The 16,048-nt window shown below is 52.9% G+C and carries 16 protein-coding genes; 3 read left to right on the plus strand and 13 right to left on the minus strand.

What is annotated here, in order from left to right; genetic code table 11:
- Position 1: 1 nt before the first annotated feature.
- From ACKI5T_RS01375 to osmE, 6 genes are all read right to left on the minus strand, one after another.
- On the minus strand, positions 2–1,357 hold the full coding sequence (locus tag ACKI5T_RS01375; protein ID WP_407435043.1) for a 6-phospho-beta-glucosidase: 1,356 nt from the start codon (positions 1,355–1,357) through the stop codon (positions 2–4).
- A gap of 113 nt (positions 1,358–1,470) precedes the next feature.
- Positions 1,471–2,289, minus strand: a complete 819-nt coding sequence (gene chbR / locus ACKI5T_RS01380; RefSeq protein ID WP_012017104.1) for a transcriptional regulator ChbR — start codon at positions 2,287–2,289, stop codon at positions 1,471–1,473.
- 24 nt (positions 2,290–2,313) lie between these two features.
- Positions 2,314–2,661, minus strand: a complete 348-nt coding sequence (gene chbA, locus ACKI5T_RS01385; RefSeq protein ID WP_407435046.1) for a PTS N,N'-diacetylchitobiose transporter subunit IIA — start codon at positions 2,659–2,661, stop codon at positions 2,314–2,316.
- 46 nt (positions 2,662–2,707) lie between these two features.
- On the minus strand, positions 2,708–4,066 hold the full coding sequence (gene chbC, locus ACKI5T_RS01390; protein ID WP_012017102.1) for a PTS N,N'-diacetylchitobiose transporter subunit IIC: 1,359 nt from the start codon (positions 4,064–4,066) through the stop codon (positions 2,708–2,710).
- A gap of 81 nt (positions 4,067–4,147) precedes the next feature.
- On the minus strand, positions 4,148–4,540 hold the full coding sequence (locus tag ACKI5T_RS01395; RefSeq protein WP_071818733.1) for a PTS sugar transporter subunit IIB: 393 nt from the start codon (positions 4,538–4,540) through the stop codon (positions 4,148–4,150).
- Between the two features lie 188 nt (positions 4,541–4,728).
- Positions 4,729–5,073, minus strand: a complete 345-nt coding sequence (gene osmE, locus ACKI5T_RS01400; RefSeq protein ID WP_012017100.1) for an osmotically-inducible lipoprotein OsmE — start codon at positions 5,071–5,073, stop codon at positions 4,729–4,731.
- Positions 5,074–5,319: 246 nt separating this feature from the next.
- Between osmE and nadE the strand changes: the two genes are divergently transcribed.
- Positions 5,320–6,147 (plus strand): ammonia-dependent NAD(+) synthetase, encoded by an 828-nt coding sequence (nadE, locus tag ACKI5T_RS01405; RefSeq protein ID WP_407435049.1) that lies wholly within the window; start codon positions 5,320–5,322, stop codon positions 6,145–6,147.
- An 86-nt stretch (positions 6,148–6,233) separates the two neighbouring features.
- Complete coding sequence (gene cho / locus ACKI5T_RS01410) at positions 6,234–7,112, plus strand: excinuclease Cho (protein WP_407435051.1); 879 nt, start codon at positions 6,234–6,236, stop codon at positions 7,110–7,112.
- Here cho and ves read toward each other — a convergent pair.
- The 7 genes from ves to ACKI5T_RS01445 all read right to left on the minus strand — a co-directional run bounded on the left by ves (position 7,090) and on the right by ACKI5T_RS01445 (position 14,796).
- Positions 7,090–7,647 (minus strand): environmental stress-induced protein Ves, encoded by a 558-nt coding sequence (gene ves / locus ACKI5T_RS01415; protein WP_012017097.1) that lies wholly within the window; start codon positions 7,645–7,647, stop codon positions 7,090–7,092. The two genes, cho and ves, sit on opposite strands and share 23 nt — an antisense overlap.
- Before the next feature lie 299 nt (positions 7,648–7,946).
- On the minus strand, positions 7,947–8,435 hold the full coding sequence (gene spy / locus ACKI5T_RS01420; protein ID WP_407435053.1) for an ATP-independent periplasmic protein-refolding chaperone Spy: 489 nt from the start codon (positions 8,433–8,435) through the stop codon (positions 7,947–7,949).
- A 338-nt stretch (positions 8,436–8,773) separates the two neighbouring features.
- The gene (gene astE, locus ACKI5T_RS01425) at positions 8,774–9,739 is read right to left on the minus strand and encodes a succinylglutamate desuccinylase (protein WP_407435055.1); all 966 of its coding nucleotides are present in this window, start codon (positions 9,737–9,739) and stop codon (positions 8,774–8,776) included.
- Positions 9,740–9,748: 9 nt separating this feature from the next.
- On the minus strand, positions 9,749–11,074 hold the full coding sequence (gene astB / locus ACKI5T_RS01430) for an N-succinylarginine dihydrolase (RefSeq protein WP_407435057.1): 1,326 nt from the start codon (positions 11,072–11,074) through the stop codon (positions 9,749–9,751).
- Positions 11,061–12,548, minus strand: coding sequence for a succinylglutamate-semialdehyde dehydrogenase (gene astD / locus ACKI5T_RS01435; RefSeq protein ID WP_407435059.1), 1,488 nt, complete (start codon positions 12,546–12,548; stop codon positions 11,061–11,063). The genes astB and astD overlap by 14 nt, the downstream gene beginning before the upstream one ends.
- A complete protein-coding gene (gene astA / locus ACKI5T_RS01440; RefSeq protein ID WP_407435060.1) occupies positions 12,545–13,579 on the minus strand; it encodes an arginine N-succinyltransferase in 1,035 nt (344 codons plus the stop codon). The genes astD and astA overlap by 4 nt, the downstream gene beginning before the upstream one ends.
- Positions 13,576–14,796: an aspartate aminotransferase family protein gene (locus ACKI5T_RS01445; protein ID WP_407435062.1), complete on the minus strand. Its 1,221-nt coding sequence runs from the start codon at positions 14,794–14,796 to the stop codon at positions 13,576–13,578. The genes astA and ACKI5T_RS01445 overlap by 4 nt, the downstream gene beginning before the upstream one ends.
- Positions 14,797–15,229: 433 nt before the next feature.
- Between ACKI5T_RS01445 and xthA the strand changes: the two genes are divergently transcribed.
- Complete coding sequence (gene xthA, locus ACKI5T_RS01450; RefSeq protein ID WP_059178229.1) at positions 15,230–16,036, plus strand: exodeoxyribonuclease III; 807 nt, start codon at positions 15,230–15,232, stop codon at positions 16,034–16,036.
- The last annotated feature ends 12 nt before the right edge of the window (positions 16,037–16,048 follow it).

The following is a 16,048-nucleotide window of genomic DNA, read 5'->3' on the forward strand; positions in this document are numbered from 1 at the left end:
CTTACCGTTGTTCGCGTTTGAGTTTCTCAACCGTCGCCGCAAAATTAGGCAACCATTTCTCATGCGCCAGGATCATTTCGCGTGCCAGCAATTCCGCATCACGGTCAGAATGCACCAGCGGACTGAGATTCAACGCCAGTAAGACATCATTCAACTCGCCGCTCAGCGCCGCATGGCTGGCCGCTACTTCGAAACCTTTGATGGTGTGGATCAAGCCCATCACTTTCTCATCAAAATGGGTGATACGCGCGTGTGGCGTCGCGCCGTCACGACCCAGAATGCAGGTCATCTCCACCGCCCAGTCTGCCGGGATATTGTCGATATGGCCGTGATGCGGCACGTTCACGTAATGTTCAGCTTGCTTATCATTGTAAATCGCGTTGATCACTTCGCAGGCGGCGTCGGAATAGTAAGCCCCACCGCGCAGTTCAAGCTCTTTAGGCTTGACGTTCAACTCTGGATCTTTATACAAATCAAACAGCTGTTTCTCGACCTTCTGCACTACCTGCGCACGCGCGCCGCCTTTGTAGTACTCGCCCATTTCAATCGCCAGCATCTCTTTCTGCTTGAAGTAATAGAGCAAGTAAGAGCACGGCAGCAGATTCAGAGAACGAATCAGCCCTTCACTGAACGGCAAGTCGAAGATATTTTTTACCGATCCGGCCGTCAGACGACCCGATGCAACGCCGTCCAGCAGCTCAGCGAAGCGCGACTCACCGTTGACCAGCACGTCTTTGATAAACACCATGTGGTTGAGACCAAACAGCTCGATGGAAAGATCGTCACTGTCGGACAGGACCAGCACATCGCGAATAAACATTTTCATGCCGATCGGAATGTTGCACACGCCGATAAAACGTTTAAAACTGGTATGCCGATACACCGCTTCCGTCACCATACCGGCCGGGTTGGTAAAATTGATGACCCATGCCTGCGGGCAAATCTCTTCCACGTCTTTAATGATGTCGAAAATCACCGGAATGGTGCGCAGACCTTTAAACAGACCGCCCGCGCCGTTGGTTTCCTGACCTAAGTAACCGTGGCTCAGCGGGATACGCTCGTCGAGTTCACGCGCTTTAAGCTGGCCAACGCGCAGTTGGGTTGTGACAAAATCAGCGTCTTTTAATGCCAGGCGGCGATCGAGCGTTTTATGCACGGTTAACGGAACGCCGGCTTTTTTCACCATGCGCTGGCACAGGTCGAAAATAATATCGAGTTTCTCCTGCCCTTCTTCAACATCCACCAGCCATAATTCACTCACAGGCAACTCGTGATAACGTTTCAGAAAACCTTCGAGCAATTCTGGGGTATAACTGCTGCCGCCGCCAATCGTTACGACTTTTAATTTCTGTTGCATAATATCTCCCTTAGCGTAATCAGGATAACTGCCTGCAAAGTATAGCGTGGCATTCCCGCTATTATGTGGGCAAGCAATTACGTCAATATTGATGGCGGATAACACCGCCAAAATTAATTTATGACCGTTAGACTTTTACGATAACTGCTCGGCGTAAAAGAGGTGAATTTTTTAAAGGTTTTAATAAACAGACTCGGGCTGCTATATCCCGACTCGTAAGCGATATCGGTGATGGAATAGTTGGTAATTTCGAGCTGTTTTTTAGCAAAATTAATGCGGATGCCGTTAATAATTTGCACCGGTGTTTTTTGATAATAACGCTGCGTGGCACGCGTAAGATACTCTTGCGATTTACCAGACAGCGCAATCATATTTTCCAGCGCGTTATCGCCAAATTGCATTTTGTCATGCATTGATTCAACGGTACCGCGAAGCCACTGTGGAATATCATCGATAATCTGCTGTTCGTCGCGATGATGGCGCAATCGGTTCATCACATAAAAGGTCACCGTCTCGATAAATTCATCAAATTCGTTGTCACGAAAATTCAGTGATGCAATCACCGTTTCGATCCAGGTCAGGAATTCATTTTTGATGCGATAAACCTGCGATGCCACAAAACAGAATGGCACCAGCGGTAAATAATGTTTTTCGAAGAAGCGTCGGCTCACGCCCACGTTGAGAATACGCGTGGCCCCAAACTCATAAAAACTCTGGTGATACGATCCCATCGGCAGGAAAACAAAGTCCCCCCGCTCCAGCAGAACCCGCTTGCCGTTGATTTCCTGATAGTAGCGACCGGTCAGGACAATGGTGAATTCGTAGTAATCGTGTTGGTGCAGGCCGCTGACGCTTTCCGTTTTATTGTAGATAACCACGTGAAAATTCTTGCCATTAAACAACTGCTGCTCAAGTGCGGTTTTAATTTCCATCGTGTTTACCTCCTGCGGACAGACTTAGTGCATCTTCTCGTGAAGCTCGATCAACTCTGCGACAAGCTCGCGTGCCAGCATCGAAGTCATGAGGTGATCCTGGGCGTGAACTAACACCAGACTGACCTTCATTTTACCTTCACCCTGATCGCTTTCAATCAGCTTAGTTTGTACCAGATGAGCTTCGTTCAGCGCGGTGCGGGACTGCGCCATCATGGTTTTCGCGGCCTCGAAATCGCCCTGTTTCGCCTGCTTAAGCGCACCGTAAGCCAGGCTGCGTGCTTGTCCAGAATTGATAATGAGCCCCATCACCACTTCTTCGAGGTCGTTTTCGGCGGCTTCTTCCGCCACGATAGTATCCAAATCAAACATCTTCATCTCCTTTTACTGCCGCGGGTTGCCCCGCGGCCTGACAATCTTAGAATTTCAGTGCGAGGGCGATATCTTCTTCGCTCTCTTCTTCATCTATCGTGGTTTGGGCTTTGTTGGCGATCGCCACGAAAGGCATGTAGAGCAGCGTTGCGACACCTAAGTTGAATATCGCCAGTAAGAAAGCGGCCACGCTACCGTTGGTGTTGAAGAATGCGCCCAGACCCGCCGGCATCGTCCAGGGTGCAATGTTGGTGATTGGCGGGATAATGCCCAGGTAATACGCGGTCAACGTAATTGCGGCCAGCAGCGGCTGAATCAGGATGAACGGGATAAACAGCACCGGATTCATGATGATTGGCAAACCAAACAGGATCGGCTCGTTAATCTGGAAGATACCTGACGGCAGCGCCAGCTTCGCCACCTGACGATGGTCGGCGCGACGAGAAGTGATAAAGATGGCGATGATCAGACCCAGCGTTGCACCCGTACCGCCCAGGAAGATGTACGAATCCAGCATTGGTTTCGCCCACACGTGGAAGGTTTTACCTGCTGCAAGAGCCGCATCGACCGAACCGTACTGCTGATACAACTGCACGTTTTCCAGCGCCCACGGCGTCATGATTCCGCTGTCCAGCGCAGCCAGCGCCAGAGAACCGTGTACCCCAAAGAACCACAGTAGCGAGGTGAAAATCACGTACGCCCAGCCTACCACCCCCCCCATCGACGCCAGCGGCGTAGAAATGGTGTCCATAATAATCTGGTGGAAGTTAGTGCCCCAGTGAGTCAGAGCCCAGGCGATAATCCCCATGATAGAGAGAATAATAAAGCCGGGAATTAACGCAGAGAACGAACGCGATACAGATTCTGGCACGCTATCCGGTAAACGAATCACCCAGTTTCGGCGAACGATAAAAGTAAACATTTCCGCCACGACCAATCCGATGACAATACCGGAAATAATATTTGCGCCCCCTAACCAATTCGCTCCCACGGCATAGGCTTCGCCCACGCTATAAGGTGTGACGGTCATAAAGGCCGCGACGGATAATAAACCTGCCGCCAGAGGATCGACTTTTCGTTCTTCAGCCAGCGCCATCCCAATGAAAAAAGGTGCCATCAACGACATAATACCCAACGTACCGTTGTATACGTTGCCGCCGATGGCTTTAAAGCCATTGAGGGTTTCAATGGTTGAAGCGTCTAAGCGAATACCTAATGAATAGAAGAAAGAACCTTCACCGAAACTCAGAAAAACGTTATTAATTAAAACGAACATGGCCCCAGCCAACGTCAACGGCATAACTTTAATAAAACCGTTTTTGATGGCATTTACATGCGGCTGCTTTCCTATTTTAACAGCAAAAGGAAGGAGAACCTTTTCAAGTGAATTGATGACTCTACTCATAGGAAATGACCCTTAAATGCCGCAACGAATATTGCGGCGTAAGTGTGTGAAATAACTCTTTGACGGGAAAAATAAAATATTCTAATTAGCGGCAGCTTTTTTAATCGATGCAACTGCAGCTTTAAGCACACCCAAACCATCGATTTTGCCGTACAGCGCAGAATCGATCACTTCAACCGGTTTATTCGGCAATAGACGCTGAATTTCTGGCAGCATATAGGCAATTTGTGGTCCCAGTAATACGACATCCGCCGCCGGGCCTTTTTCACCTGCCAGCGTTTCAGGAAACGCTTCAATCACCACAGGCACGTCGTACTTTTCCGCTTGTGCGCGCATCTTTGACACCAGTAACGACGTTGACATGCCCGCAGAGCAAAACAGATAGATATGTTTCTTTTCCATAGCCACTTCCCTCTTGTATGACCACCCACTATCACCAGATTGACGCCTGCGGGTGTTACACTTGTTTGTCATTGAAATCGAGTATACGGCAAGGCGGGATGAGGTGATAATTCGCGGTTAATCAAAATTGTCTCTCCTTGACCTGTCGTTTTGACTGCCCTCACAGTTTATGTAAATAATTCGCGCAAATAAATAAGATTCGTCAATGCATAAAAAAACCGGCCAGTTGGCCGGTTTGTTCAGGTGCTCAGGCAAAAACGTTATTTAACTTTCGGTGCCTGTGGGTCGGTATCATACTCAGCACAGGTCTGATAACCCGAGTTGATCACGTGTCCTGTATCGTCCAACGCGACAAAATAGGTTTCTGCTTTACCGTCTCGTTGACCCAGAATGTAAGTCTGGCAAGTCCCACGAGCATGGATCATAGTCACTTCTGAAGAAGGTTTACCCGCTACCTGCAACACTTGCGCGCGGCTCATGCCTTTCTTCACATCTTTAACTACCGGCTGCGTAAACTGATCGGAGGTACGATCATAAGCTGTACAACCCGCCAGCATAGTCAATACCGCCGCTGCACCTAAAATTCCTGCTACGTTCTTGTTCATATTCCTTCCTCTTGTTTATCAGCGCTTGTTAATCAGCGTGTTATCTAAGCATGGGATAAAAATGTCTATTCATCAACTTTACGGGCGAAGCAGCAGGTTTTTCGGAAAATTCTAATAAAACAACGATAAGCGACTAAATCGTCTTAATTTGCCCGTCTCGAAACTGTGATCCTTGTCGTTTTCCGCCCAAAGGGTTAGTTTTAACACATCACACATTGTGCTTTGTTTTTGCTAATGGAGGGCGTAATGGCTCTGCAACAAGAGATTATTCAGGCGCTTGGCGTTAAGCCATCCATCGATGCCAACGAGGAAATTCGTCGCAGCATCGATTTTTTGAAATCCTATTTGAAAACAAACTCGTTTCTGAAAACGCTGGTGTTAGGCATCAGCGGCGGTCAGGACTCTACGCTTGCCGGTAAACTTTGCCAGCAGGCAATCTCGGAATTGCGCCAGGAAACAGGTGATGAGTCGCTACAGTTTATCGCCGTGCGACTGCCTTACGGTGTCCAGGCCGATGAGCAGGACTGTCAGGACGCCATTGCTTTTATTCAGCCGGATCGCGTGCTGACCGTGAACATTAAAGGTTCCGTGCTGGCCAGCGAGCAAGCGCTGCGCGAGGCGGGTCTTGAACTCAGCGATTTTGTGCGCGGCAATGAAAAAGCGCGCGAGCGTATGAAAGCGCAATACAGCATCGCCGGGATGACCAAAGGTGTGGTGGTCGGTACCGATCATGCCGCGGAAGCCGTGACGGGATTCTTCACCAAGTATGGCGACGGCGGCACCGATATCAACCCGCTTTTCCGCCTCAATAAGCGCCAGGGAAAACAGTTACTGGCCGCTCTGGGCTGCCCGGAACACCTGTACCTGAAAGCACCAACGGCCGATCTGGAGGACGATCGCCCTTCTCTTCCGGATGAAGCCGCGCTGGGTGTCACTTATGAAAATATCGATGATTATCTGGAAGGGAAAACGTTGGATGACACCATCGCCCGCACCATTGAAGGCTGGTATCTGAAAACTGAGCATAAGCGTCGCCCGCCGATTACGGTATTCGACGACTTCTGGAAACGCTAAACGCGTAAGAGGCGGTCATTACCGCCTCTTTTTTAACCATTCGCAACCTGTTACACTGTATAACTGAACAGTATACGGAGTTTTTTGTGAGCAGGCGTCAATCTGCCCCGCGTCTTGAATTTGAAGCGGCGGCCATCTACGAATACCCAGAACATCTTCGCCCCTGGCTTGAGGCGCTTCCAAAACAGCCCGGTGTCTATTTCTTTCATGGCGAGAGTGATGCCATGCCGTTGTATATCGGCAAAAGTGTAAATATACGCAGTCGGGTGTTATCGCATCTGCGTACGCCCGACGAGGCCGCCATGCTGCGCCAGTCGCGGCGGATTACCTGGATGCAAACCGCGGGCGAACTGGGTGCATTGCTACTTGAAGCGCGTCTGATTAAAGAGCAGCAGCCGCTGTTCAATAAACGCCTGCGTCGCAATCGTCAGCTGTGTTCCTTGCAAATCACAGGTGGAAAACCGCAGGTGGTTTATGCCCGAGACGTTGATTTCTCGCACGCACCGGGGCTGCACGGTCTGTTTGCCAATCGCCGTGCGGCACTGCAAGCCCTGCAAACCCTCGCCGATGCACAGCAACTTTGCTATGGCGTGCTGGGGCTGGAATCACTCACCCGTGGGCGCGCCTGTTTCCGCTTTGCGCTAAAACGATGTGCAGGTGCGTGCTGCGGTAAAGAAAGCATTGAAGAACACGATGCGAGATTAAAAGAAGGGCTGTCGGCGCTGAGCGTCACCTGCTGGCCATGGCAAGGCGCCATTGCGTTAAAAGAAACCCGCGACGAAATGACGCATTATCACATCATTCATAACTGGTTCTGGCTGGGTGCCGTCGATACGCTAGACGATGCGACGGCACTCCTGCGCGCGCCAGCCGGTTTTGATCACGACGGTTATAAAATCCTGTGCAAACCGTTGCTTGCCGGTGGGTATGAAATCATTGAACTCAGTGACCCGGAAGCCAGGTAATTTCACTGAACAACAGCGTTCCTTCAGATTCCAGTAAACGTAACGTGTGCGTTCCGTCATGCCAGCTTGCGCCCTGATCGGCGGTCAGGAGTTTGTCCCCTAACTGCCACGCGCCACTCAGCACAAACGCCACGCCCCCGCGTGAGGCAAACGTGGTAAAGGTGCGATCGGCCACGCGCACTTTTGCCCGGCAACAGTCGCGCTTCGTCATAATATTGAAATCCATCGACATCCGCCCTTCGGTGAGATTCGCCTTCACCGGATGGTCACCCGCAAAACTAAACGGCTGATGTCGTTTTAGGGTATGGCAGAACGCATGCCCCGCATCCAGCGTCACTTCGCCACCTTCAAGAAGCGTGATTACCCGATCGACACCTGGAAAAAGAGAGAATTCGCCGTTGCTGGCAATAGAAGCAATACTGGCACGCCAGTGAAAATCACGCGTCGCAGAAGGAAAACAGCAAATCTCACGCGTCTCGCCAGCCCCGTTTCGCCAGAGATTAACCGGCATTTTGCGGATATCAAAAAAATCCATCACCACTCCTGAAAGGCGCAACTCGCACCAGGGCGACACTGAGTCAATGTCGCTATCTTGATTGTTATCGTTGGGTCATTACAGATGCATTATCGGCAGCAATGCAATAAGGCCTTAGTATGGCGTTGAAAAAAACACTAACGCCATGACTCTCTTAAACATTATCTGAACCGCTTACAGGAGCATACCGTGCTGGTGGCGCGTGACAAGAGGGTGAGAAAGAAAAAACCGCCGGACCTGTCCACCGCGATTACGCTTTTGTGAACAGGATTCCGGCGGTCTTATATGTGTTGAGCTGATTATTCAGCTGGCGGAGCCATTTTACCTTCTGGCGCAGGACGTTCTGTCAGACGCTTCTCAAAATTGGCATTGAACTGTTTTTTCTGTTCAGGGGTCAGAATGTTGTAAATCTTATTCTGCGTTTCCATCCGGGCCAGCATGCCGGCTTTGTGCTGCTCAGCCATCTTATCGATTTGCGCTTCCGCTTTGGCCTTATCAAACGTATTGCTGGCAATGATATCGTGCATTGCGCGGCGCTCTTCCAGCGGAGGACGTTTCATCTGGTCACGCTGGCTTTTCATGATGTCGCGAACCTGCTGTTTCTGGGCATCCGTCAGGTTCAGGTCTTTAAACATCATGTCATGATGCATACCCGGCTTGCCTTTATGGTGCATCATCTTGCTATCAGCGGGCGCGGCAGTTGCTGTCGCGGTATCGGCGGCGAACGCCATGCTGGTAGCGCCCAGAGCCAGGGTAGAAGCAACAAACAGTGCAGTTAATTTACGCATAATTTTTTGTCCTTTTCTTTCAGTTATTCTTCGGCGCTATGCCGTGTTGACGAGATTAACTTTACGGGGTTTATCGTCAATAAGTCAGAGCAACGGTAAAACAATGAAAGTGTAAAAAACAATTTTTAGCCAAATGTGGAGGAATTAAGGAAAAAAAGTGGAGAGTTGAAACAAAAATAGGCAAATAGCTGAGTTTAAAGAGATTATGAAGAAGTATACCGCTCTGTGGATTAATAATAAAGCAATACACCAGGATAAATCTGCAAATAACGGCAAACGCCATTATCGATAAGAAAATAAAATTGATATTCCTCTCTCCTCAGAGAGAGGAAATAGCATTAGGTTAATTTCTCAAGCATCAACCCTGCCCGCAAACCAAAGGCAACCGAGGGATTGGGGAACAACACGTATTCCGTCGTTTTCTGCACTTCGTAACGCTCGTCACCGTCTTGCGCCAACACCACACCATGCCGAAAAGGGGTGAAGTTTAACGTATGCGCCGCCATATGTAGCTGGAATGCCTCGCTACGGCGGGTGATCTGCTGCACGACCCGATAGCGATCGACGGTTCCTGAATAATGTTCAGGCTCGTTTCCAGATAACAGCGCACGCAGCGCCAGATGCGTCGGCGCAAAGCGTGAAAGATCGTTTTGCCCGAACGGCAACGCTTTGCCCAGCTCAAGCGTACAGGCCAGCGCACCAAAATTCTCGCAGGTAAAATGGGTAAATGTCCCGCCAGGTGACTGATGGAAAACCAGCGCCTCAAGGCCCGCATCCCCGAGCCAGCCAAGGAAAGACTCATCCCACGGCTGGTTGCGCTGCGGCATAACGCCAAAACGCACGTGGTAAGACGCACGAATGGCGGTATGCAGATCGAGATGCCAGCGGTCAGGACCCGTCGTGGCAAAAAACTCGCGCACGCCGTTTTCAAGCTGGAGTGCCCGCGCGGTCTCATCACCCTGCGGAAACTGCGCCCCGCGTCCGCCAAACATACGGTTGATATCGCTTTCCAGATAGCGCTTATTTTGCGCCAGCGCCGGAGGATTCCCCAGCACCACCAGCACACGGCAGCGCAAAGATATGTCACCGATAAACAGTGCCTTGAGCAGTAAATCGACAATTTCAACCGGTGCGGTTTCATTGCCGTGAATGCCCGCGGAAAGCACCAGAGACCGTTCACTGGTCTCAAAAGGGATCAGTTCAAGCAACCCGCGTCCGGACCATTTCCAGTGAAACGTCGGCCCCTCGCCTTGCCGCGCAGCAGGCGTTTCATCCGCGAGCGTCAGCGCCAGTAAATTCTGCATAACCTCTCCTTAGCGCTGGAACGGGTAAACCGATCCCAGATGCAGGATCTTCGTTAAGGCATCCAGCGCCTCACGCCCTTCTCGCAGCAGTTGCGGATCGACCAAATCAGCCTGGGTTAAGCGATCGCGATAATAACGATCGACCCAATCGTTGAGCGTATTAAACAACGCATCGTTCATCAGTACCGCCGGATTGACGGCGCGGATTTCGTCCTGCGTGAGCACCACCCGCAGGCGTAAACACGCCGGCCCCCCGCCGTTCGCCATGCTTTCACGCAGGTCGAACACCTTCAGTTCGCTGATGGGGTTATCGCCCTTGACCAGTTCGCTGAGATAGCGCCACACGCCCTGATGGTTTTGCGACTCCTGCGGGAGGACCAGCAGCATGCTGCCATCCTCACGGCTCAGCAGTTGGCTGTTAAACAGATAGGTTTGCACCGCGTCCTGCACGCTGACGGCACTTGTCGGCACCTGAATCGGCATAAAACCCGGCACCCGTTCGGCAAGGGTTGCCAGTAATTTCTCCTGCTGGGCAAACGCCTGCTCATGGCAAAACAGCACCTGACGATTTGAAACCGCAATCACGTCGTTATGAAACACGCCCTGATCGATAACCTGTGGATTTTGCTGCGCAAACACCACCTGCCCTGGGTTGACCTGATTCAGGCGCGCAACGGCCTGGCTCGCGGCCAGCGTCTGGCGCGCCGGATAACGGGACGGCGCGACGTGTCCACTGTCATCGCGGCCATAAATGAAAAGCTGCGTGGAGGGTTCACCGTAGTCACCGCCAAGACGGTTATGGTTCGCCGCCCCTTCATCACCAAACATCGCCACCTGCGGCAGCGCCTCGTGCACGCTAAACTGCGCATCATCTTTAAAGATGGCGCGCAGCACACGCTCGGTGGTGACCGCTTCGGTCGCGCGATGGAATTTATTGTTGAGGTTCGCCACGGTCAGATGCACTTTTCCGTCGAGGGTATCGGCCGATGGCCCGACGGTGGCGGCATTGGCCACCCACATTGACGATGCCGAACTGGCTGCCGAAAGCAGATGCGGCGCTTGGGTTCCGGCTTTTTCGACGACCTGCTCATCGCTGCCGCTAAAGCCGAGCTGGCGCAACACGTTAACGTTTGGACGTTCCTGCGGCGGGATCACTGCCTGCAGAAAACCAGCATCCGCCAGCGCTTTCATTTTCTGCAGCCCCTGCTTGGCCGCCAGCTTTGGATTTGAGACCTGGAATCGGTGTTTCGTCGACGCTTCGTTGCCAAACGACAATCCAGCGTAATGGTGGGTCAGCCCCACCAGCCCATCAAAGTTGACTTCACGCGCTTTCATGAGCATCCCCCTGAGTAAAATCGAGTCCTGGGTTGAGCGTCTCGGGCAGCGTCAGAGCGGGCGTTTCCAGACTGGCCATCGGCCACGCACAGTAATCGGCGGCATACCACGCGCTGGCGCGATGATTACCGGATGCGCCCACGCCTCCAAACGGCGCGGTGCTCGCCGCCCCGGTCAGCGGTTTGTTCCAGTTAACAATGCCTGCGCGTGCTTCAATCAGCAGCTGATCAAACTTCTCGCGATCGGGTGAAATCAGCCCGCTCGACAGGCCATAGCGGGTATTGTTGGCCATCGCGATCGCGCTGTCGAAATCATCGTAACGCCAGACGCACAGCAGCGGCCCAAAGACCTCTTCATCCGGGATGTCCCGTGCATCCGACATATCAATGATGCCCGGCGTTAACAGTGACGTTCCTGGCTGCACAAGCTTTGGCTCCAGCAGCGTTTTTGCGCCCCGCGCCACGTGTTCGCGCCAGGCATGAATGACGTTATTCGCGGCCTGTTCGGAAATCAGCCCGCCGATAAAGGGTTGTGGCTCGGCGTCCCATGCATCAGGCACCAGACGCGCGGTCACCTCAATGAGACGCGCTAAAAACGCATCGCCCTGTGCGCCGTTTTTCACCAGCAGACGACGTGCGCAGGTGCAGCGCTGTCCGGCGGTGACAAACGCCGACTGGATCGCCAGATGCACAGCGGCGTCAATATCATCAGGATCTTCAACAATCAGGGGATTATTGCCGCCCATTTCCAGCGCCAGAATTTTCTCCGGCTGACCTGCCAGCTGGCGATGCAGCTGATATCCCGTTCCCGCACTGCCGGTAAACAGCAGGCCGTCGAGATCGCTTAACCCGCTCAGCGCCTGACCGGTTTCACGCCCGCCCTGAACCAGATTAAGCACGCCCGGCGGCAGACCCGCCTGTTCCCAGAGTTTCACAACCGCTTCACCGCTCCACGGCGTCAGCTCACTTGGCTTGAAAATCACCGTATTCCCTGCCAGCAGCGCAGGCACAATATGGCCGTTAGGCAGATGCCCCGGGAAATTGTACGGGCCGAAGACTGCCAGCACGCCGTGAGGACGATGCCGCAGCGTCGCGGCACCATCCGCCATATCGGTATGCTGTTCGCCAGTGCGGGTATGATAGGCCTTAACCGAAATAGTGATTTTATTGATCATCGCCGTGACTTCGGTCGTCGCTTCCCAGCGCGGCTTGCCGGTTTCGCGGGCGATAACGCGGGTCAGTTCTGCTTTATTGGCTTCCAGCAGCGTCGCAAATTTTTCGACAATCGCCTGACGGGCCGTAAACGGCAGTTTTGCCCACGCCGGAAAGGCTTTTCTGGCCGCCTGACACGCCTGCTCTACCTGAGCCAGACTGGCATCAAAACCCTGCCAGAGCGCCTCATTGCCGACCGGATTGGTCTTCACGCGTCGTTCGCCTTCGCCCGTGACCCAGTCACCATTGATCCATAAACTCATGCTGTTTTCTCCTCGGGGCAAAGTCGCACCAGACGAACGGTATCGCCTGCGTTACATTTCAGGACATCCAGTTGGGCTGCGGTCAGCACCAGACGTTCACAGGTGGGGTTGGTGTGGATAAGCATCGCGCGAAAATGGTCGTACTGCTCGTTCGCCACCAGACAAGCGGGCCATTCACCCGGCGCTGGCTGGCCTTCTGCCACCGTCACCAGACGGCTTTTACGGATGGCTCGCACGCGGTCGACCTCGCACTCCAGCGTCGGGCCACCGTCAAAAATATCGACATAGTTATGGTAGCGGAAACCTTCTTTCTCCAGCACCGCGCGAGCGGGCGCGGTCTGCGGATGGACCTGGCCAATTACCGCCTGCGCTTGCGGACTTAAAAAGTCGGTGTAGATCGGATGTTTCGGCATCAATTCGGCGATAAACGCTTTCTGCCCTGTCCCGCACAAATAGTCGGCGCGGCTAAATTCCATCGAGAAGAAGCGTTCACCCAGGCTTTCCCAGAACGGGGAGTAGCCCGTTTCATCGATAACGCCGCGCATTTCCGCCACCACTTTTTCATTAAAGCGATCGCGAAATGCGGCCATAAACAGAAAGCGGGATTTCGAGAGCAGATAGCCGTTGCCCTCTTTGCGCCAGTCGGGGTCAAGAAATAAAGTGCAGAGTTCGCTGCTGCCGGTGTGATCGTTGCTGAGGAAAAGCGTCGGCAGCGCGTTATAGACATTCAGCTCTTTCGATGCGTGAACCAGCGTGCCAACGCGGTAGTTGTACCACGGGTCATTAAGGCCCACCGCCACCTCAATGGCGCAGATCCCTACCACGGTCCCGGTGTCAGACTCCTCCAGAACAAAGACGTAGCCTTGTTCACTTTTTGGCAGCGTCCCTTGCCAGGTTTGCAGGGCGCGGTCGATGCGAGACGACAGCGTTTTTTCATCGGCAGGAAGCGAGGTCAGCCCGCCCCCCGTCTTACCAGCAAGCTGCATGAGTCCGGCAAGATCGCCGCGCTCAACGGGACGGATGACCATCATGATGACACCCCTGATTTCACCTGTTCACAGGCCAGCGCAAAACGGTCTAAACCTGTGGCGATCTCTTCTTCGCTGACGATTAACGCCGGCGCAAAACGCACCACGTTAGCCCCCGCGATCAGCACCATCACGCCCGCTTTTGCCGCTTCCTGTGAAATAAGTTTAGCTTTTCCAGCAAATTCAGCCGTCAGTTCGCAGCCGATTAGCAGCCCCAGACCACGAATTTCTTTAAACATACCGGTTTTGCTGTTAATGGCGTTAAGACGCTCCACAAACCAGTCGTGGCGCTGCTTCACGCCCTTCAACACCTCTGGCGTATTGATAATATCCAGTAACTGTCCTGCCACCGCCGACGCCAACGGGTTACCGCCGTAAGTCGTGCCGTGCGTGCCCACGACCATCACGCTGGCACATTTGTTGGTCGTCAGAATGGCACCAATCGGGAATCCACCACCGAGGGCTTTGGCTGTCGACAGCACATCCGGCGTCACGCCGTAGTGCATGTACGCATACAGCTCGCCGGTACGGCCAACGCCGGTCTGGACTTCATCAAAAATCAGCAGCGCGTTGTGGCGATCGCACAATTCACGCAGCCCTTGCAGGAACGCTTTATCGGCAGGCACCACGCCGCCCTCGCCTTGCATCGGCTCGACGATCACCGCGCAGGTATCGTCATTAATCAGCGCGGCGGCGGATTGCAGATCGTTATAAATAGCGTGACGAATGTCCGGTGGCAGCGGAGCAAAATCTTGTGAATAGGCGGGCTGACCGCCCGCGCTCACGGTAAACAGGGTGCGCCCGTGGAAGGCGTTTTTGAACGCCACAATTCCGCTTTTTTGCGCACCAAAATGATCGTGGGCGTATTTACGTGCCAGCTTGAGTGCCGCTTCGTTGGCCTCTGCGCCGGAGTTACAGAAAAAGATTTTTTCGGCAAAGGTCGCGTCGATCAATTTTTTAGCCAGGCGCAGCGCAGGCTCGTTGGTATAGCCGTTGCCGGTATGCCAGAACTTCGCTGCCTGGTCGTTCAACGCCTGACGCAGCGCAGGATGCGCGTGGCCCAGAGCATTTACCGCAATCCCGCCCGCAAAGTCGATGTACTCTTTTCCCTGCTGGTCCCACAGGCGTGAGCCTTCACCCCGTACCGGAATAAAAGCCGCCGGGGCGTAAACCGGTATCATCCATTCATCGAAATTTTCACGCGTAATTGACAGAGACATAGCGACCTCATCCGGTAAATTAAAAGTTATTCAAATGTTAAATAATTGAGTGTTTGCACTGTGAATGTAGATTGCAGAGTTCGTGCCAGCCAGCGATAAAATTGCATAAACGGCTTGGGAGGACGGAATATCAATAGGTTACGCCGTACAGCTATTCACTGTTAATGCATAATAAGTGAATATTTTTACAGCAAGCGGCGGTTTGCCGCAGGAAAAACAGAAATATTATTCACAGGCCAAATATAATTCTGGATTTGTGATCGCTCGCGAAATTTACTGGCCGTTTACGCTCTGTTTGAGGGCAAGGCGCGTCGAAATGGTGCAAATATTGCACCGTCGGGATTTTCTGTTGCAGTTATTAGTTGAACCCGATAACAGGCGGCGCAAATTCTGCTAACATCCATGCACTATTCACCTTGCATTGGCAGCGACTATGAAATTTGTCTCTTTTAATATCAACGGCCTGCGCGCCCGTCCTCACCAACTGGAAGCCATCGTTGAGCAACATCAGCCAGACGTGATCGGCCTGCAGGAGACAAAAGTTCACGACGACATGTTCCCCCTCGAAGACGTCGCCAAACTGGGCTATAACGTCTTTTATCACGGGCAGAAAGGCCACTATGGCGTGGCGCTGCTGACCAAACAGACACCGGTTTCCGTGCGTCGTGGCTTCCCTGGCGACGACGGCGAAGCGCAGCGCCGCATTATCATGGCGGAAATTCCCTCTCCGCTTGGGAACATCACCGTCATCAATGGGTATTTCCCGCAGGGCGAAAGCCGCGACCACCCGACCAAATTCCCGGCCAAGGCCAAGTTCTATCAGGATCTGCAGGATTATCTGACGACGGAACTGAACAAAGAGAATCCGGTGCTGATCATGGGTGACGTGAATATCAGCCCAACGGATCTGGATATCGGCATCGGCGAAGACAGCCGCAAGCGCTGGCTGCGAACCGGGAAATGCTCATTCCTGCCGGAAGAACGCGAGTGGATGCAGCGTCTGCAAAGTTGGGGTCTGGTGGATACCTTCCGTGCCGCAAATCCGGATACGCAGGACCGTTTCTCGTGGTTTGACTACCGCTCAAAAGGCTTTGATGACAATCGTGGCCTGCGCATCGACCTGCTGCTGGCCAGCGCACCGCTGGCGGAACGCTGCATCGAAACCGGTATCGATTACGATATTCGCGGCATGGAAAAGCCGTCCGACCACGCGCCAGTCTGGGCTAAGTTCAAACTGTAATCGCCGGTGAAA

This window comes from Lelliottia sp. (assembly GCF_045627565.1).
GTDB lineage: Bacteria > Pseudomonadota > Gammaproteobacteria > Enterobacterales > Enterobacteriaceae > Enterobacter.